We start from the raw sequence: 18847 nt of genomic DNA, 5'->3' as shown, positions 1-18847 counted from the left end.
ACCATGAAGTTAAAGAACATGTTGGCAGTAGCTTCCGCTGCTGTTATACTTGCCAGCTGCCAGGGAAACAAGCCCGCCACCAACGGCGAGGGCAGTTATACCATACAGGGCAAGCTCAACAACGCCACACCCGGGCAAATATACCTTTTTGAGTTGGGGGAGCAGAGCTTTGAGCCACGCGATACCGCCGAACTAAGCAACGAAGGCACCTTTACCTTCTCGGGCACGGTGGAAGAACCAACTTTCTACCGCATTGCGCTGGACCAGCAGAACGGGTTGATGCTGGTGCTGGAGGAAGGCAAGATTGAGGTGGAGGCCGATGCCAAGGATTTGAACGGCACGGCAAAAGTAGAGGGATCTGAGGAGTCGAATCTGTTTATAGAGCTGAACAAACTGGTGAACGAAACCCGCCAGAAGCAGTCGGAGTTGGAGCAGCAATTTGCCAAAGCCATGCAGGAGGGCAACACGGAGGAAGGCGAGCGCCTGCGCGCAGAGTTCTTCAAGCAGCAGGACAACATCAAGGCCTTTATCGCGCAGCATCCTAAATCTGTGGTTTCCGCGTTCGGAACGGCTAGCTTAGTAGACCCGATCAATGATTTTGCCTTTGCCGATAGTATGGCCACGCTGTACAACCAGCACATCCCGAACTCAAAGTATACCGCCATGGTAAACGAGCGCCTGAAGCCACACCGCAGCACAGCCGTCGGCCAGCTCGCGCCGGATATCACGCTTCCCAGCCCGGACGGCAGCACCAAGTCGCTCTCCTCGCTGCGCGGCAAGTATGTGTTGATCGACTTTTGGGCCAGTTGGTGCGGACCATGCCGCCAGGAGAACCCGAACGTGGTGCGGATGTACAACAAGCTGAAGGACAAGGGTAAAGGCTTCGAGATCTTCGGCGTGTCGCTCGACCAGTCGGAGGAGAAGTGGCTGGCTGCCATTGAGAAAGACAAACTTACCTGGCCGCAGGTATCGGACCTGAAAGGGTGGGAGAGTACCGCCGCCGGTCTGTACAACGTAACGGCTATCCCGCAAACGGTGCTGCTTGATCCGGAAGGAAAGATTGTGGCCAAAGGTTTGAGGGGAGAGGCATTGGAGCAAAAATTAGAGGAGCTCCTGTCTCAAAATTAAGATCCTTATCAGGGAGAGTTTTACTCTCTTAAATAATATAATTAACTCATAAAAGGAGCGGCCTTCCATACTTTGGAAGGCCGCTCTGTTTTATACTTTATACTTTGAAGTATGAACCCTGAAGTATACTTGCCGCTTGGAAAGCTATAGGTTAAAAGTCTTCTGCAGCGCGGACCACAGCAGCTTTTTGTGCTCTACGTTATGCTCCAGCATGCTAAGCGCCTGCGAGAAAACAACGGGCACCTTGCCTACCGTTATCGGGTTGTAGAGCGTGAACTTCTCGTGGGGCAGCGCGGTTTCGATGCGGCTGGCAAAGCTGATGATGTAATTTACCGGCAGCTCCCGCTGCAGCTCTTCGAACAGCGCCAACTCCCCGGACACGTTATTCACATAAGCCACATCCGCGGGCTTCAGGCCAATGGCCGAGAGAATCTTCTGCAGGAACTGCAGCTGCGGCAGCTGGGTGAACTCGGCATCCGGAATCGTGACCAGAATAACCACCCCCTTCTGGTTCTGCCCGCTTATTTTATACTTCTGTGGCAGCGGCGCGGCCTCCTTTTTCGGGATCTTTGGCAGCTCATGCACCACCTGATTAGCGGGTACAGGGGCAGCTATAGTTGCCGGCGACGTCGCCTCCACCTCTACGGCTTTAGCTTCCTGCGCCTCTGCAGGCTCGGGTGCCAGGGGAGCAGGCACAGCATTGTCTCCCTCCACTAAAAAAATGGTTTCGGGGATAAAGTTTTTGAGAAACTCACTGCTGATAGCTGCCTGTAAACCTGCCATGTATACTTAGTCGTTCGTGTCTTCTTTGATATTGAAAATGGAGCGCAGTTCTGTCGCCTCGCTTGGCTTCATGCGTCCGGCCAGCACCAGGCGCAGCTGGCGGCGGCGCAGGGCCTCGTTGTAGAGCCGTACTTCCTCCTCTGTCTCGGGTAGGGCCTCCGGCACGTCGATGGGATTGCCCAGCTGGTCTACCGCCACAAAGGTAAAGAAGGCCTGGTTCGACATCACCTTCTTGCCGCTTGGAATGTCCTCGGCATACACCACGATGTGCACTTCCATGGAGGAGTTGAAGGCGCGGGTTACTTTTGCCTCCAGTGTGACCACATTGCCCAGCCGTATACTTTCGGCAAAAGATACATTATCCACCGAAGCTGTAACCACAATGCGGTTGGAGTGTTTCTGCGCCGCAATGGCCGATACAATGTCCATCCAATGCATCATGCGGCCGCCCATCAGGTTGTGCAGGGTGTTGGTGTCGTTGGGTAACACCAGTTCGGTCATGATGACGTAGGAGTCAGATACTTTTTTTTGTTTACGCATTCCAGATTGTTGTTTGATGGGGCAAAGATAAGGCGCCGGTGCCAAAGGATAAAATCTACTTCAGGGGCCGCACCAAGTATAAAGCGGCCGTACTACTCGCCTCCGCTCCAGCCAGAGCGGCCCAGCAGCGGCACAAACTTAAAGTCACTGAAGGATTCCTTGGTGAACTCGTTTTCCTCCACCCGCGTGATGCGCAGCATCTTTTGCGATTTTTCATCCCCCACAGGTATCACCAGAATGCCGCCTACCTTCAGCTGGCGCAGCAATTCCTTGGGTACCACCGGCGCACCAGCCGTCACGATGATCTTATCGAAAGGGGCGTGGGCGGGCAGGCCCAGGGAGCCATCGCCATGGAAGGTATGGGGTTTAAGACCGTGCTTGCGGAAGAACAGGCGGGCCTTTTCGTACAGTGGCCTGTTATACTCAATAGTGTAAACGTTTGGCGTGAGTTGCAGCAGGACGGTGCACTGGTAGCCGGAGCCGGTGCCGATCTCCAGTACCTTGTCGGTTGGCTTTAGCCGCAGCAGCTCACTCTGAAACGCGACGGTATACGGCTGCGAGATCGTTTGCCCTTCCCCGATCGGGAAAGCCTTGTCCTGGTAAGCCTGCTCCAGAAACGCTTTGTCGAAGAAGAAGTGACGTGGTACAGACTCGATGGCAGCCAGCACGCGCTCATCGCTGATGCCTTTATCGCGAAGCTGTTTTACCAAAGCCCGGCGCATGCCTTTGTGCCTGTACGAGTCGGTTTGCATGATCTTGTAATCTAATGTTCTTTAAGGTAGCCGTACCGCCCCCGAATGAGGCAGGTTTGCGAAAATAAGCATCTAAGGCCAATAAAGCTCGCTAAAACTCCCTTTTCCTCTTTTTATTTCGAAACGGGGCGGCACCCACTGATAATCGTGTTACTTTTGGAAAACATTTTTGGTGGCAGCCGGATTTATACTTATGGCAACCAAAGGATCATCTGATTTAACGCTATGTTTACCGGAATAATTGAGGGCCTGGGGCGCATCATCGCCGTGCAGGACGAGCAGACCAACAAGCACTTCACGCTCACGTCGCCTTTCACCAACGAGCTGAAGATAGACCAGAGCGTGGCGCACAACGGCGTGTGCCTGACGGTGGTACGAATAACCGGGGAGGAGTACACGGTGACGGCCATTGACGAGACGCTGCGCAAGACAAACCTGCACAGCCTGAAAGTGGGTGATCCGGTCAACCTGGAGCGCTGCATGCAGGCCAACGGCCGCTTCGACGGGCATGTGGTGCAGGGGCACGTGGACCAGACCGGGGTCTGCGAGGAGGTAAAGGACGAAAACGGCAGTTGGATCTTCACCTTCAGCTACGATACCGGCAAGGGCAACGTGACCGTGGAGAAAGGCTCCATCTGCGTGAACGGCATCAGCTTGACGGTGGTAAACTCAAGGGAGGACCGGTTTTCCGTCGCCATCATTCCGTATACTTATGAGCATACCAACCTGCACATGGTAAAGCCCGGCGACACCGTGAACCTGGAGTTCGACATCATCGGCAAGTATGTAGCCAGGCTGCTGGGGAAAAGTAATGAATAATGAGTAATGACTAATGAATAGTGATTACTCATTATTCATTACTTCTTAAAACTTCCGTTCCTGGTTTGCCATACTTTGGTCGATGCTGAGTTTGCCCGCGCCTCCTACGGCCAGGGCCCACGCCATGCCGATCACCAGCAAGTGGTATTCATAGCCTTCACCCGGCTGGTTGCCGCCCCAGTTCATAAAGAAGCCATAGGGGAGGTGCAGGGAAAGTATGATCCCGATGAACAGGCCGATGAAGGCCAGGCTCCACAGCCGTACCCAAAAGCCCAGGATCAGGCAGATCGCGCCCACAAACTCGATGATGATCACCAGCCAACCCAGCCAGCCGGGCAGCCCTGAAACTTTTTCAAAAGATTCCATAAAAGCGGCAGGCCCGTAGCCGCCAAACCAGCCAAACAGCTTCTGCGCCCCGTGCGGCCACATCACTAGCCCTAGCATTACCCGCACAATCGACAGGCCCCAGGTGTTGTGGGTTGCCAGTATTCTGTCTTTAAAAAAAGCCATACCTCTACCAATAGTTCTAATCCATAGGCTTACGCATTTTATACTTTTTGGATAGGAGAGGCGGGCCTTATAGGTTTCCTGCTGCAGCCAATCTGTACTTTATGTATACTTCTCACGGAGCAGGAGCGCTATTTTCTGTATCCCGGAGCTGGCCTTCTCCTCATAGCGGTGCAGGTTCGGGCGCAGGCGCATCCCAGGCAGGTTGGGGTCCACCACGAAAATGGGAACCTCACTGTCTACGTAGTCCACCAGGCCCGCGGCGGGGTATACCACCAGCGAGGTGCCAACTACCAGGAAAATATCTGCCTGCAACGTTTCCTCAATCGCTTTCTCCATCATGGGCACGGCTTCTCCAAACCACACGATGTTGGGCCGCAACTGCGAGCCCCGTTCACATTTATCGCCCTTCTTCAGTTCCCAACCCTCAATGGGGTATATAAGGCTGGGATCCAGGGTGCTGCGGCTCTCGAATAGCTTGCCGTGCAGGTGGATGACGTTGGTGGAGCCGGCGCGCTCGTGCAGGTCGTCCACATTTTGGGTGATGATACGCACATCGAAATCCTTCTCCAGATCGGCAAGGGCCTCGTGGGCGGGGTTTGGCTTAACGGTATGAGCATTTTTGCGGCGTTGGTTATAGAAGTCCAGCACCAGTTCCGGGTTCTTTTGCCAGCCTTGCGGAGAGGCCACCTCCATCACATCATGCCCCTCCCACAGGCCATCGGCATCGCGGAAGGTGGCAATCCCGCTTTCCGCGCTAATGCCCGCTCCCGTCAGCACCACTAGTTTTTTCTTCATAGCCATCGGTTTATACTTTCTAAGATAAGCTTTTAATTATAAGGTTTACAGCTGCTAAAGTTACAGGCTGGTTTTACTCCTCAATCTATACTGGTACTTTCAAGTAGCAGGGGCTGCTTTATACTTTGTACAGCTGTCTTCGGCACCGGATTTTTCCCAGCCGGATAAAGTGAAGAACTGTGGTTTATTAACAGGACTTAGCTGCTGCTACTTTTCTAGCTATATAAAAAATGTATATTAGTGAAGCGATGGGGAGGAAATGTTATATCCTTCTTGTAGAAGTGAAGGGGGTACAGTATATCAAACAATTCAACACATAGTGCAGATAAGCGTAAGTTTGCGCTTATACCGCAGTTGGCACCAATTATGAACCATAGAAAGATATTTTTATTAATACTTGGCGGTATACTTATAAGTCTCTCATCATACGCCAATAGTTGCCCTGGTCAGAAATGGGCAACTTGGAGCGTCCCTATAGTTCAGGAAGAAATTAGAAAGAATGAAGTAATTTTCTTAGGTGAAGTTCTTACCTCAGATGGCTTTAACTACAGCATGAGGGTGATTGACGTCTTCAAGGGAGAAATTCTTTCAGACACTGTGTATGGCTCTTACAAGCACAAGTGCTATTTCCCTCCGTTAGAAGGTATATGGGTTGTTTACTCTAAATTCGAGAGTACAGAAAAAGGCTTACGGCTGCTGGGCATGAGCAGTCTTTCCAGAAGCCTTTCGCACCCGTTGTCCAACAATATACCATTGCTACCGAATCCTTCAGAAGTTATTGCTGCACGTGCTGCGATAAAAGACGACAGTGTATATAAGCAGGTGGTTAATGTAATGGTTGAAGAGGTTGAAGCAGAAGAAGAAAGAAAAATGCTACCTGTCTTCCTAAAGAACTGGATGAATGAATATGCTATGTTAATCGCATACAGAAGAGGATACAGTAGTCGCCCTGAATCGTTACCTGATAAAGTTCAAAATATAACTTCATATGTTGCTCTAGGTTTGGCTTTGGTAGCTTTGGTTATAGCCCTACTGAAAAAATACTAAGAGCCAATCACGTGTATACTTCATGCGGCTACGCCTTGCACATCGTCTACACTAATCCGCTTAACTTAAATAATAAATGAATAGATCTTATTTTACTAACACACTCTTTTATTGGGTAATTATCTTGATTCTTAGCTTGCTATTGATTTGGAATTTGTACTTAACATTTGCTTACTCCAGGCTTGCTGGACTTTTACCAATAGCGATACAAGTATCCCTACTTGCACTGATACTTAAGAAGCATGAGTTCGCAAAAAATGGAATAAAGATATGGGCTATCATATTTTTGATAGCTGGTCCAGGGTTGCAGTTTCTAGGACGATTGCTCAGAAACCTTGCTGAGAGTTTTACGAGTGCAGATTTACAGTACTACATAACAACGGGGGCAACTATTTTAGTCGGAGTTGCAATACTGTACTATACAAATAAAACTGTGGAAGTAGTAGAAACTGTTGAAGAAGGTGCTGAATCTGATCACAGCTAAACTTTAACTACGTCACAGTTTTGCCTCGACTTTGTCTCAAAGGTAAAAGCCGCAACAGGAGCTCCTGCTGCGGCTTTTGTGTTTAAAATATAGATTCAGGCCCTACCTACAAAGTATACTTTCTTCCCTTGTTCTGCTCTTTCAGGTAATCCATCAGCGGCTGGAAGTAATCCACCATGGCGCGGGCGCTCAGCTCTTCGCCGGTTTTCTCCTTCAGCATCTGGCGCCAGTCGGCAGAGGCACCCGGGTACATGATGTCGCGGAGGAAGTTGCCCACCTCTTTGCTGCCGTAGTAGTTGGTAGCGTGCGGGTCCTGCTTCAGGATGTTCTTAGCGATGTGGTCGTGCAGCTGGAACAAGATCACATAGCTCATGGCATAGTCGTAATACTGCGCCGCATCGTCGTTGATGTGCGTTTTGGTGGCAGCGTCCAGGTAGTTCTCGCCACGATCAGCCGGCGGCACAATGCCCTGGTACTGCTTTTTCAGTTCCCACCAGCGCTTGTTCAACTGGTCGGCAGGCAGGTTCTTGGCATAGAAATCATGTTCCCACTCGCTCATCACCCCGGAGGAGAAAGGGATGAACACCACATAGTTCAGCGCCTCTTTCAGCAGCGTCTGCACCTCGTCCGTCTGCACGTTTTCCTCTATCAGGTTCAGCTCCGCCAGAAAAGGTTTTTGCATGGCAGCCAGCCCTAACAATGAGCCTACTGCCTCGTGGTAGGCCCGGTTAGCACCACCGCGCAGCAGCAGCGGCACATCCGGATTTGTATAGGTCATGTAGTAGTAAATATGGCCCAGCTCATGATGGGTTGTTTCATACCACTCGGCGTTCGGCTCCACGCTCATCAGGCAGCGCACGTCCTGGTTCAGGTCCATGTGCCAGGCCGAGGCGTGGTTGTTCTTTTTATAGCCAGCGTTTGGCGGCAGCGGGTACAGGCTGGACTTAGTATAGAAGGTCTGGGGCAGCTCCGGGAAACCCATGCTGGTATAGAAACGCTCCGCCTGTTTTACCTGCCACTCGGCACCTTTCGGTTTCAGGGCTGCGTCCAGGTCAATGCCTTCCACCTCTACCATAGCGCTCCAGTCCTGGCCCCAGCGGTTGGGCACCCAGTGAGCCGGCAGGTAATCCGGCACTTCCTTCACGCCATACTTCTTCGCCAGCTCGTAGCGGGCATAGGTGTGCAGCTCGCGGTACAGCGGGCGCAACTCCTCATTTATCTGCCGCATCAGGTCCATCATCTCCTCGCGGGACATGTCGTAGTCGGAGGCCTGGTAGGTAAAGTAGTCGTCGTAGCCGAGGCTCTGCACGGTTTTGTTGCGTAGCTGGCGCAGGTTCAGGAGGCCCTCCTTCAGGTTAGGCCCAACTGCCTTGCTGGCGTTCCAGGCATCCAGGCGCTTCTTTACATCCGTCTCCGTTTTCAGGACGTTGTCGATGTCGTTGGTGCTGACGGATTTCTCATAGATGCGGTAGTCGAAGCCGTATAGTTTCTCAGTCTGCTCCGTCTCCGCTTTGATGCGCGCCTTCACCACATCCGGGATGATCTGCGGGTTGTTGGCACCGGCGTAAAGTATGGCTTCGAACTGTTTTACCTGCAGCGGCGTCAGCTGGTCTTTTTTTTCCAGCATGGTGCGGGCCATTTCTATGTTCTCGGCGCTGCCGGTAAAGGCGGCGAAAGCCTCATTGGCGCGGCGCGTGGCGGCGGCATTGGTGGTATCGCCCTCCACTATTTTGGTGTTGGATGCCCACTCTGCCTCTGCCGACCGGGTATAAAGTCCCTGGTAGGTTTTGGAGTAGTCATCCAGAAAGGCCTGCGCCTCCTGCTGCACTTGCGTCATTTCAACAGCCTGCGAGGTGCCTGCCGTCTCTGTTTTCTGGCTGGAGCAGGCGGAGAGGAGCACGGCAGCGGTGAGGCCGGTAAAGAGTAGTTTTTTCATGGGTTAGTAAGGGTTGAGTTAAGGTGAATGCATCAGTTTGGAAGAGATGCAATCATTAAATATAAGCACTGAGGGCAAAATAGCATACCTCAAACACTTTAAATATTTGTAAATAATTTTATATATAAATGAATCTATATTATAAGTCTTGCGTATATTTGTTTGATTCTACGTTCGGATATGGATTTATAAGCAGAATCGTCTTCCCTTTCATTCTTTACGACAAATTTTTCCTGAGTACTTTTTATTTAAAGCTTATAAAGCTTATAGGTATAAACAGCTGTACGCCAATGCGTTTGTTTGCGGATGCTTTGATGCCTAAAGTATAAAGAGCGATAAACGGAAAGCAGTTTCTTTACCAGGGGCCGCGCTAGCTTTCTGGTTTATGGCTGCGTTTCCCTTTTTAAGAAAGTATAACCTAACCCTTTATAAACTATATGAAAAAGTTACTCAGTAATTCGGTTTTAATTTCGGCCTTAATGGCCTCTACTTTCATGCTGGCAGGTTGCGAGAAAGAGATGGATAGTACAGACCTGATGAGCAGTTCAACTAGTGCAGCCAAGGCAGCTGCTGAAACAGCTCAGTCTATCATGGTAGACATCAATGTTAATGCACCGGCTATTGATGCAGAGGGCTCTTGGAAGTTTGACAATGTTTCAGCCGCAGCTTACTTTACTGGTGGTACAGCGCAAAGCAGAAATGCTACTGCTCAGTCACAGAAATGCACTTTTTTGAATGGTGGTGTGCTGGAGGCAAAAAGTTTTGGGAAAAATAACGTTGTAGTACCCATTACAACTGTCCCTGTTGTTCCAAAAACGGCCTGGACACTCACTTCTACAGGTGATGGCGCTACTAATTCTGATGTAACAGTAGACATAACCATCGCTGGCCAATCAGTAGTAGTAAACAAGGGCAGAGCCAAGTACTCCTTTACCTTACTTGATGACGAAGGTAACCCACGCATCAGCGACCTAAAAGTGATGGTTACAGGACAGGAGGATATTATTGACCCTGCTTTTGCCGTAGAAGTAGGCGATGAAGCTAACAACTGTCTGGCTGATGTGCTTTACTCCGCGAATGCAGGTACATTTGGTCGTGCTACCGATGCTTTGTTAACAGACATGACCATGGGAGAGATCATTGCCCAGAATGCCTTCAGCAGCACCTCTGCCTGTGGTAATGCTTCTGTCGCTAAACTTGATCAACTGGACTATAGTTTACCGGCGGGTGCTTATACTGTAACGGTAACAGGTACAGTGAAAGGTAACGCTGGTATGGCTTCAACTCCGTTTGCGGTAACACAGACCGTAACAGTTGGGAAATGTGAATAATCTTACTCCACTAAATTTGCTAGCATAAATAAAAAAGAGGCACTGCTAAAGTGCCTCTTTTTTATTTACAAGTATAGCTTATTATAAGTATAGCTTACTCCTGCTCCGTCTCCTCGGTCAGCTGCGCCTCCTGCAGCAGGTGCTCGTCCAGGGTCTTGCTGGTTTTGGCACCGAGTTCGCGCAGGATCTCCACGCGGCGGATGAGGTTTCCCCGGCCTTCGGTGAGTTTGTTCATGGCAGCGTTATAGGAACTTTGGCTGTTCTCCAGGTGCTTCCCTACGGTTTTCAGGTCGTCCACAAACCCCACGAACTTATCATACAGCTTCCCGCTTTCCTCGGCAATCCGGAGCACGTTGCGCTTCTGGTCTTCCTGGCGCCACACACCCGCCACGGTGCGGAGCGTGGCTAGTAAGGTGGAAGTGGTTACCAGCACAATGTTCTTGTCGAAGGCATCAGTAAACAGGTCGTGGTCGTGCTGCACGGCCAGGTTAAAGGCGGGCTCTATGGGGATGTACATCAGCACAAAATCCGGGGAGTTGATGCCGTTGAGGCGGTGGTAGCTCTTACGGCCCAGGTCGGAGAAGTGGGTGCGCACCGAGTTGATGTGGCCCCGCAGGTATACTTCCTGCTGATGGTCGTCCTCGCAGCTGCAGAAGGCCTCATACGCCACCAGCGACATCTTGGAGTCAATGATCAGGTGCTTGCCCTCCGGCAACCGCACGATTACGTCGGGGCGGTATACTTGTTTTTCGTCGTTCTGCCGCACTTCCTCCCGCTCATAGTGCACCCCTTTGCGCAAGCCGGATTTCTCCAGCAGACTCTCTAGCAGGTACTCGCCCCAATTGCCCTGTGTTTTGCTTTCGCCTTTCAGGGCCCTTGTCAGGTTTACGGCGTCCTGGCTCATCTGCTGATTCAGAGAGGCCAGCTGCGTGATCTGCTCTTTCAGGGAGATGCTGTCTTTTAGCGTTTTCTCGTAGGTCTGCTCCACCTTTACTTCAAACTCCTTGATGCGCTCCTTAAGAGGAGAGAGAATGCGCTCCAGATTCTCGGATGAGGCTTTGTTGAAGTGCTCGGCATTGGTCATCAGCACCTGGTTGGAGATGCTCTGGAACTGCTGCAGGAATTTCTCGCGCAGCTGCTCCAACTCACGGCCCTGTTCCTGCAGCCTGATTTTGAGGTGCTCGTAGTCTGTCTCGGTCTTGGTGAGGGCGTTGGTCAGGTCCAGCGTCTCGGACTGGGCCTCGCGTAGTTGCGCCTTTAGCTGCTCGTGTTCCGCGGCTTTTTGCTTTGCCTGCCCCTCCAGCACGCCCTGCGCCACGGCGGCCTGGTTAGCCGTTAGTTGCAGCGCGTTCATTTTTCCCTTCAGTGCCAGGAACGCCACCACCAACCCTGCCAAAAATGCTGCTATACCTACGATGATCTCCATAGGGTAAAGGTAAAATATTTTAGTATTGAAGCAAATGATTTTGCTAATGAAATTAGCTTTTGGCGAGGTCGAAGATCAGGACAGCGGTTGTTACCTCACAAAACTCACTTTATACTTTTTCCCTTTGATCCGGGCTTCGTTGAGCTTCTGTACGGCGACCTTGGCGGCGGTGTCGGGAACGGCTACGAAACTGTGGTAATCCTGTATCTCAATCTTGCCGATCTCGGCGGCTTTCAAGCCCACTTCTGCAATCAATGCGCCCACAATGTCGCGGGGGCTCAGTTTGTCTTTTCGGCCGCCGCTGATGTGCAGGGTGGTAAGTGAGGACGTTTCGGTAGGAGCGGGGGCTTTAGCATTAGATAATTTATTTAAGTCCAGCCACTCGTTTACCTGCACCTCCGGCCACTGCTCCAGTTTCTGCACCTCACGCGCGCTCAGCAGTGAATACACCGTACCCGACTTCCCGGCCCTGCCTGTGCGGCCGCTGCGGTGCAGGTAGGCATCCTGGTGCTGGGGCAACTCGATGTGAATGATCTGCTGCACCACGTCCATGTCCAGGCCGCGGGCGGCCAGGTCGGTAGCGACAAGGATGGCGGTGGTGCCGTTGCGGAAGAGCGTCATGGTCTTGTCGCGCTCGCGCTGCTCCAGCTTTCCGTGTAGGGCGCGTGCCGAGAAGCCATACCCCTGCAGGTGCTGCGCCACCTCCTCGGTGGAAAGGCGCGCATTCACGAACACCACCGTTCCGGCGGAGTTTATACTTTGCAGCAGTTGCAGCAGCGCCGCCGGCTTTTGCTCGTCCTGTACCTTCAGCCCATAGTATAGAATGCGATCGGGAACGGCCGTGGCGGTGGCCTGTACAAACCTGGGCTCCTGTAGCGAATTGGCGATCAGTTCCTTCACGTTTTCCTCCATGGTGGCGGAGAAAAGGATGGTCTGGCGCTGGCGAGGCAGGGCTTTCAGCAGTTTATCCAGCTCTTCCTCAAAGCCCATCTCCAGCAGTTTATCCGCCTCATCCAAAACTACTTTACTGGCCTTGCTTAAATCTAAGGTTCTGCGGCTGAGGTGGTCGGTCAGGCGGCCGGGTGTGCCCACCAGTACCTGTGGCGGGTGCGCCAGCGAGTCTTCCTCCTGCTTAAAGGAATGGCCCCCGTAAAAGGCGCTGATCTTGAGGTTAGGAATAAAGCGGGCGTACTGCTTCAGCTCCTGGCGTACCTGCACGGCCAGCTCGCGGGTGGGCACCACCACCAACGCCTGCACCTGCTGCAGTTCCGGGTTTATACTTTGCAGCACCGGCAAACCGAACGCCGCTGTTTTCCCGCTGCCCGTCTCGGCCTGCCCGGCCACATCGAGCCCCTGCAGCAGCATGGGGATGGCCTGCTCCTGGATGGGAGTGGGCGAAGTATACTGCAGTTCCTGCAGCCCCTTCAGCAGGGCGTCGTTCAGTTTCAGTTGCTCAAAAGTAGCCATGGTATGCTTGTACGTAAGCGGCAAAGGTACGGCAATTCTCGTTCTCCAGACGTTTTAATCCGTCGCTGAAGTATAAAATAAGCTTGTGTAGCGGCTACTGCGCCCGCACCGAAGGCTGTCCAGCTAGCCGTTTGCGCTGGGCACGGAGGAAACAGAGGAGTGCGCGTATGACTTCGGGAGGACCTGGCGTTTTTTGGCTGGAAGGATAAGGCCATGTAATGCTACAGCGCGTACTTTTCGCGTATCCTCTTAAGAAAACCCTCCCGGTACGTTTCTCCAATCGGAATGGCTGTGTCGTTTATGTAGATCGTGTTGCCATCCACCATACTTACCTTGTCGATGGAGATGATGTAGGAGCGGTGCACGCGGTAAAAGGGCGGCTGCGGCAACTGCTCTGCCAGCTCTGTAAGCGACTGATACGTAACGAGCCTCTGCCCCGGCAGGTACAGGGACACGTAGTTCTTGAGCCCTTCCACATACAGAATATCGCCGTAGGCCACTTTCAGGAACTTGTTCTTGCTCTCGCCCTTCACGAACATGTACTCCGGAGCGGGTGCAGCCGCAGCCTCTGCAGCTGGTTGGGGTGTTTCTACGGCCGCCGGTAATGGGCCGGAATGCCTTGGCCGCAGCATACTTTGCGCCTTGTGCGCCGCCTTGAAGAAACGGTCGAAGGGGATGGGCTTCAGCAGGTAATCCACCACATCGTGCTCGTAGCCCTCCAGGGCATACTCGGGGTAGGCGGTGGTCAGAATCACTTTGCACTTGCTGCCGCATATCTTCAGGAACTGAATGCCGGTCAGCTCCGGCATCTGTATATCCAGGAACACCAGGTCTACTTTGCCCTCCTGCACCCAGTTAATGGCCTCAATGGGGCTGGTGGTTTGGCCGACCAACTCCAGAAAAGGGACTTTGCTGATGTAATCGGCAATGATAGTGGCAGCGTAGGCTTCGTCGTCAACGGCAATGCAGCGGATCATATTAAGTTTGGGAGTTAGGTTGAGTTAGAGAGTTTAGGAGTTAGAGAGTTTGGGAGTGCTCCTAAATCAGAATTAATATACTTTAGATATGATTAACATGCATCGTAATCATTGCAAAATATTGATTTCAATTAAATCCTGTCCATCCTGAAAACCCAATTCATACTTCCTGCAGCTTCAGCACCGTTCGGAACTGCTGCCCGTCGTCCTGCACGTCGAGGTTATACTTGCCGGGGTAGAGCAACTCCAGCCTGCGCCGGATGTTGGGTAGGCCGATGCCGGTGGTCTGGTCTTTCTGGCTTTTGTTGATGCGGTTGCGCACGTCAAAGTATAAATTGTCGTTTTCCAGCAGCAAGTTTATACTTACCGGGGCGGAGACATCGTCTACCACGCCATGCTTCAGAGCGTTCTCCACGAAGGGAATGAGCACCAGCGACGGCACCCGCTGGCCGTTCACATGGCCCTGGATGTGGAAGTTCACGAAGAAGTTATCCTCAAAGCGAAGGCGGTAAATCTCGAGGTAGTTGTGCAGGTAATCCACTTCCTTCTGCAGCTCCACCTTACCGTCCTGGCTCTCGTGCAGCATGTAGCGCATCAAATCGGAGAGCTTAATGATCGCGTCGCCCAGTTTATCGGAAACAGGATAAGCCAGTGCATACAGGTAGTTTAGCGAGTTGTACAGGAAGTGCGGATTGATCTGCGTTTTCAGGAAGGCCAGCTCTGCCTGCGTCTTCTCCTGCTTCAGCGTCCGGTTTTCGCGCTCTTTCTGCAAGGTTGCCTCCAGCGCCCATACCACTGCCCCCAAAAAAATGCCTGGCAGAGCCCAGTACAGGTTGTCGAAAAAGTAATAGGAAGGCGTGATGCTGTCGTAATTACTAAACCCAAAAACAGACAGGAAGAAGACTTCTTCTATCGTATAGCGCAGGCCGATGTACGTAAACATGACTCCCACAATACCCAACGCCAGCACTCCCCATTGTTTATACTTCATCCAGAGCGGGAAAACCAGGAAATAGCACAGGTAGAACTCCACCACATGCAGCACGTGCTGCGACATCGTCAGTAACAGCACCTCGTACCGCCAGTTGTAGAGGAAGTAGCCCAGGATACTATAGCCGATGTAGAGCGCCCAGCCCAGCAGGTGCAGCCCAATCTTTCTTTGCAGCGCATTCATATTCTAAAGCTAGAAATAAGTTAAACCTCCTGCACTATTTTTATCCCAAACCGGAGGTTTATTATCCGAGCCCCTGTATTCGTGGTTCCAACCGGGCGGAGGAAGTTGATCAGGCTTGGGATAATATATGGGGGGATTAGTATAGTATAATTCAGATATTATAAGTCGTGCTGCATCTTTGGCTTAACAACAAAACACCTGAGCCATGAACAAACCGTTTACAACTGCCGCGACAAATGACCGATCACTGAACAAGTTTAAAAGCCTCGTTCTGCTGGGCTGCAGCATTGCTTTATACTTTACAGCCTATACTTCCTGGGCACAAGCTGCTACCACGGTAAAAGGAGCCGTAACAGACGCTGCCTCGCAAAAGCCGCTGGAATTTGTATCGGTGGTGTTGCTGCAGTTGCCCGATTCGGCGGTGGTGGCCTCGGAAATGACGGATGCGGCAGGCGCTTATACTTTCGGGCCGGTGAAGGCTGGGAATTATACGGTGAAAGCCCTGCTGGTTGGTTTTGCCCCGGCCACAAGTATAGCCTTTGAGGTAGAGCAGCAGCAGGTGCAGGTGCCATCCATACGCTTGCATGAGAAAGCCAACGCGCTGCAGGAGGTGGTGGTAAAAGGCCGGAAACCGCTGCTGGAGCAGGAGGCAGACCGCCTGGTGATGAACGTGGAGCAGCTCAACACGGCTGGCGATAATGCGCTGGAGGTATTAAAGTATGCGCCGGGCGTGCGGTTGGATAAGGACGACAACATCATCTACAGGGGAAGCGCCAGCGTGCAGGTGATGATCAACGGCAAAATGACTTACATGAGTGGTGCCGAGCTGCAGGCCTACCTCAAGTCGCTGCCGGCCTCGGCGGTGAGCCAGGTAGAGCTGATCGCCAATCCCCCAGCTGCCTTCGACGCCGCCGGTACGGCCGGGATCATCAACATTAAACTAAAGCGGGACGAAACCATGGGTATGAACGGCTCCGTGAATCTGGGCGCCGGCTATGGCAAGTATGAGAAAGTATGGGGCGGCCTGAACCTGAACTACAACACCGGCAAAGTGAGCCTCTACACCCGTCTGAACGCCGGTCACTACGACTCCTTTAACCGCCTCACCTTAAAGCGCAACATCAACGACAGCCTCTACAACCAGGTTAACTACTGGCACCCGGTTACCAACAGCTATAACCTGACGGCCGGCGCCGATTATTTCATCAGCAAAAAGCACACCGTGGGCATCATGGCCAAAGGGTACGCCTCGCCGGAGCATACCCTTACCACCAGCAACTCCACCAACTTCGATGCTGCCGGCAAGGTATTCGGACGTATGAACATGCACAACCCCAAGGAGTCAAACACCGATAACTATAGCCTGAACCTGAACTATAAATTCGATATCGACAGCACCGGCCGTAGCTTAACGGTTGATGCCGACCATGTAACCTACAGTACCAATGCCGATGAGCACTTCACGAACAACTTTCTTACCGCTTCCGGTGAGGCCACGCAGGCTCCTTTGCAGCTCCGCAGCTACAGCAGGGCAGCTGCAAGTATAAATGCGCTGAAGGTGGACTACGTGCATCCGTTCGGCAAAGGCTACAAGGCAGAGGCCGGCTTAAAAACCAGCAAGGTTAACAACGACAGCGACATCAGGTTTGAGCAGCAGCAGGAGCAGGGCTGGGTGAATGACGCTAACCGCACCAACAGCTTTGCCTACACTGAAACCATCCGTGCAGCCTACCTGAGCCTGAGCCGCAAGTTCAGTGACAAACTAAGTATGAAAGCGGGCCTTCGGGCAGAGCACACGACAGCCGAAGGCCACTCCGCCAACACAGCACAACCCGTGGACGATGCCTACCTAAAGTTTTTCCCAAGCTTGTTCGTGAGCTACAGCGCCAGCGACAACAACCAGTTTTCAGCATCTTACAGCCGCCGCATCAGCCGCCCTTCGTACCGCAGCCTGAACCCCTTTACCTTTTACTCGGATCCCTACACTGCTTTGCAGGGGAACCCATTTCTGGAAGCCTCTTATGCTAACTCGCTGCAGTTCAACTATAACTATAAGAGCTTTCAGTTGCTGAGCCTGAGCTATGTGGAGTCCACTAACTTCGTAACGGATGTGATCAAGCAAAACGATGCGACCAAGGTGAGCATCAGCAGGCCCGAGAACCTGAGCAAAGCCACGTACCTGAGCGCCAGCAGCGGCGGCACGCTACCTGTAAACGAATGGTGGACAAGTACGCTGCAGCTGGAGGGATCCTATAACACGGTTTCCTCGCCACTGCAAGGCACTGCCTATAACAGCTCCCGCTTCAGCTGGTCGGCCAGTGCGGACGAGACCTTTATCCTGCCAAACGACTATAAACTGCAGCTTTCCGGGTATTATATGTCGCCGTCGGTTCAGGGCTTGTTCCACACAAAAGCCAACTACCAGATCGACCTGGGAGCACAGAAGAACTTTTTAGACGGCAAAGCCAGCCTGAGCCTGAAGCTGCGCGATGTGTTTAATTCCAGCCGTTCCAGGGCTACTTTGGCGTACAGCAACGTGGACATGTACTGGCAGAACCAGTGGGAGAGCCGCCGCCTGAACCTTACGTTTAACTACAAGTTCGGCAGCAACAAAGTAAAAACCGCCCGCAGCCGCAAAACCGGCACCGGCGAGGAGGAGGGAAGGCTGTAGTACCAGCAGGGGATTAGGCTGAGGCGCGGGAAGTATAAAAATAGCTTTTATACGTACATTTGCGCTGATTTATACCTCTATGAAAAAGCCGAACCCGGAGCCACTGCCCATACAGGAGCTGCTGCAGACACAGCAGCTGGCTGTGCTGCCCCTGCAGGACTTTGCCAGCGAGCTTTCGGCCGTGCCCCATCGGCACAATGCCTATCAGCTCATTTATGTGCAGGAAACGAAGGGCGGCGATAACCTAATCGATTTCAGGCGGTACGAGATGCTGGCGGGTCGGGTGTTCTTTCTGGGTCCGGGACAGGCGCACCAGCGCGAGGCCCGGCAGGAGCAGGGCCGTATCGTGGCTTTCCGGGAGAGCTTGCTGCAGGCTACCGGCCTTACCGCCCACGAGGTGCTGGTGCTTTTCGGGTCTGCCTACCAGCATCCGTACCTCGACCTGCCCTATGAGCTGCAGCAAACTTTTGAGCAGCTCGTGCAGTTGCTGGAGCAGGAGCTGGAAGAGCTTGTTCCGGATTATACCATTCTCTCACGCCTCCTCTATACCCTACTGCGCTACCTACTGCGCGAGTCGCACCAGCAGATCGCCCGCTTCACCCCAGCCCGCTACAGCGAACGAATCTTCCAGCTGAGCTCGCTGGTAGAGCTGCATTTTCAGGAGCATCTTCCGGTTTCATACTATGCTGGGGCAATGGGCATTACATCTAAGCACCTCAACACCATCTGCAGGGGATGCCTGGGCATGACGGTGGCCGATATGCTGCACAACAGGCTGTTGATCGAAAGCAAGCGGCTGCTATACTTCAGCACCTTATCGGTCAAGGAAATCGCGTATAAGCTGGGCTTTGAGGATGCTTCCTACTTTGTGCGTTTCTTCCGGAGGCTGGCCGGCAGCACCCCCATGCAGCTGCGGCGAGAGCTGAGTGGTTCCAAAAGTACCATAGACGAGACGGATAGTACCGTGACCTGACCCGGGCCGGGCCGTACATTTGCAGCTTCAGGAG

Annotated in this window: 17 protein-coding genes; 7 read left to right on the top strand and 10 right to left on the bottom strand. The window is 52.6% G+C overall.

The window, feature by feature from the left end; translation table 11 throughout:
- Window positions 1-3 precede the first annotated feature (3 nt).
- Entirely contained in the window at window positions 4-1128 is a 1125-nt protein-coding gene (locus tag A3841_RS03985) for a TlpA disulfide reductase family protein (protein ID WP_073851006.1), read from the top strand.
- A gap of 144 nt (window positions 1129-1272) precedes the next feature.
- Here the strand turns inward: A3841_RS03985 and A3841_RS03980 are convergent, their stop codons facing one another.
- From A3841_RS03980 to A3841_RS03970, 3 genes are all read right to left on the bottom strand, one after another.
- Window positions 1273-1911: a hypothetical protein gene (locus A3841_RS03980; RefSeq protein WP_073851005.1), complete on the bottom strand. Its 639-nt coding sequence runs from the start codon at window positions 1909-1911 to the stop codon at window positions 1273-1275.
- Window positions 1912-1917: 6 nt separating this feature from the next.
- Window positions 1918-2451 carry an acyl-CoA thioesterase gene (locus A3841_RS03975; RefSeq protein ID WP_073851004.1) on the bottom strand — a complete coding sequence of 178 codons (534 nt, stop codon included), beginning with the start codon at window positions 2449-2451 and terminating at the stop codon, window positions 1918-1920.
- A gap of 92 nt (window positions 2452-2543) precedes the next feature.
- Entirely contained in the window at window positions 2544-3203 is a 660-nt protein-coding gene (locus A3841_RS03970) for a protein-L-isoaspartate(D-aspartate) O-methyltransferase (protein ID WP_073851003.1), read from the bottom strand.
- A 225-nt stretch (window positions 3204-3428) separates the two neighbouring features.
- Between A3841_RS03970 and A3841_RS03965 the strand changes: the two genes are divergently transcribed.
- Window positions 3429-4022, top strand: coding sequence for a riboflavin synthase (locus A3841_RS03965; protein WP_073851002.1), 594 nt, complete (start codon window positions 3429-3431; stop codon window positions 4020-4022).
- Window positions 4023-4067: 45 nt separating this feature from the next.
- On the opposite strand, the gene A3841_RS03960 is transcribed toward A3841_RS03965, so the two are convergent.
- Both A3841_RS03960 and A3841_RS03955 read right to left on the bottom strand, forming a co-directional pair.
- Window positions 4068-4532: a DoxX family protein gene (locus A3841_RS03960; protein WP_073851001.1), complete on the bottom strand. Its 465-nt coding sequence runs from the start codon at window positions 4530-4532 to the stop codon at window positions 4068-4070.
- A gap of 99 nt (window positions 4533-4631) precedes the next feature.
- Window positions 4632-5333: an SIR2 family NAD-dependent protein deacylase gene (locus A3841_RS03955; protein WP_073851000.1), complete on the bottom strand. Its 702-nt coding sequence runs from the start codon at window positions 5331-5333 to the stop codon at window positions 4632-4634.
- A gap of 360 nt (window positions 5334-5693) precedes the next feature.
- On the opposite strand from A3841_RS03955, the gene A3841_RS03950 reads away from it, so the two are divergent.
- Complete coding sequence (locus A3841_RS03950) at window positions 5694-6374, top strand: hypothetical protein (RefSeq protein WP_073850999.1); 681 nt, start codon at window positions 5694-5696, stop codon at window positions 6372-6374.
- Between the two features lie 154 nt (window positions 6375-6528).
- Complete coding sequence (locus tag A3841_RS03945; RefSeq protein WP_139307871.1) at window positions 6529-6858, top strand: hypothetical protein; 330 nt, start codon at window positions 6529-6531, stop codon at window positions 6856-6858.
- Window positions 6859-6964: 106 nt separating this feature from the next.
- Here A3841_RS03945 and A3841_RS03940 read toward each other — a convergent pair whose 3' ends face one another.
- Window positions 6965-8794, bottom strand: coding sequence for a M2 family metallopeptidase (locus A3841_RS03940; protein WP_073850997.1), 1830 nt, complete (start codon window positions 8792-8794; stop codon window positions 6965-6967).
- 437 nt (window positions 8795-9231) lie between these two features.
- Here A3841_RS03940 and A3841_RS03930 point away from each other — a divergent pair, with 437 nt between their 5' ends.
- Window positions 9232-10125: a hypothetical protein gene (locus A3841_RS03930; RefSeq protein WP_073850995.1), complete on the top strand. Its 894-nt coding sequence runs from the start codon at window positions 9232-9234 to the stop codon at window positions 10123-10125.
- Between the two features lie 94 nt (window positions 10126-10219).
- Here the strand turns inward: A3841_RS03930 and rmuC are convergent, their stop codons facing one another.
- From rmuC to A3841_RS03910, 4 genes are all read right to left on the bottom strand, one after another.
- The gene (gene rmuC, locus A3841_RS03925; RefSeq protein ID WP_073850994.1) at window positions 10220-11551 is read right to left on the bottom strand and encodes a DNA recombination protein RmuC; all 1332 of its coding nucleotides are present in this window, start codon (window positions 11549-11551) and stop codon (window positions 10220-10222) included.
- 90 nt (window positions 11552-11641) lie between these two features.
- Entirely contained in the window at window positions 11642-13018 is a 1377-nt protein-coding gene (locus A3841_RS03920; protein WP_073851211.1) for a DEAD/DEAH box helicase, read from the bottom strand.
- Window positions 13019-13239: 221 nt separating this feature from the next.
- Complete coding sequence (locus A3841_RS03915; RefSeq protein WP_073850993.1) at window positions 13240-13995, bottom strand: LytR/AlgR family response regulator transcription factor; 756 nt, start codon at window positions 13993-13995, stop codon at window positions 13240-13242.
- Between the two features lie 160 nt (window positions 13996-14155).
- On the bottom strand, window positions 14156-15169 hold the full coding sequence (locus A3841_RS03910) for a sensor histidine kinase (protein WP_083610209.1): 1014 nt from the start codon (window positions 15167-15169) through the stop codon (window positions 14156-14158).
- A gap of 205 nt (window positions 15170-15374) precedes the next feature.
- Here A3841_RS03910 and A3841_RS03905 point away from each other — a divergent pair, with 205 nt between their 5' ends.
- Window positions 15375-17840: an outer membrane beta-barrel family protein gene (locus tag A3841_RS03905; RefSeq protein WP_073850992.1), complete on the top strand. Its 2466-nt coding sequence runs from the start codon at window positions 15375-15377 to the stop codon at window positions 17838-17840.
- Between the two features lie 79 nt (window positions 17841-17919).
- Window positions 17920-18813 carry an AraC family transcriptional regulator gene (locus A3841_RS03900; RefSeq protein WP_073850991.1) on the top strand — a complete coding sequence of 298 codons (894 nt, stop codon included), beginning with the start codon at window positions 17920-17922 and terminating at the stop codon, window positions 18811-18813.
- Window positions 18814-18847: the final 34 nt, after the last annotated feature.

This window comes from Pontibacter flavimaris (genome assembly GCF_001907195.1).
GTDB lineage: Bacteria > Bacteroidota > Bacteroidia > Cytophagales > Hymenobacteraceae > Pontibacter > Pontibacter flavimaris.
Note: the sequence above shows the minus strand (reverse complement) of the source record. Positions and strands in the feature narration are given on the sequence as shown.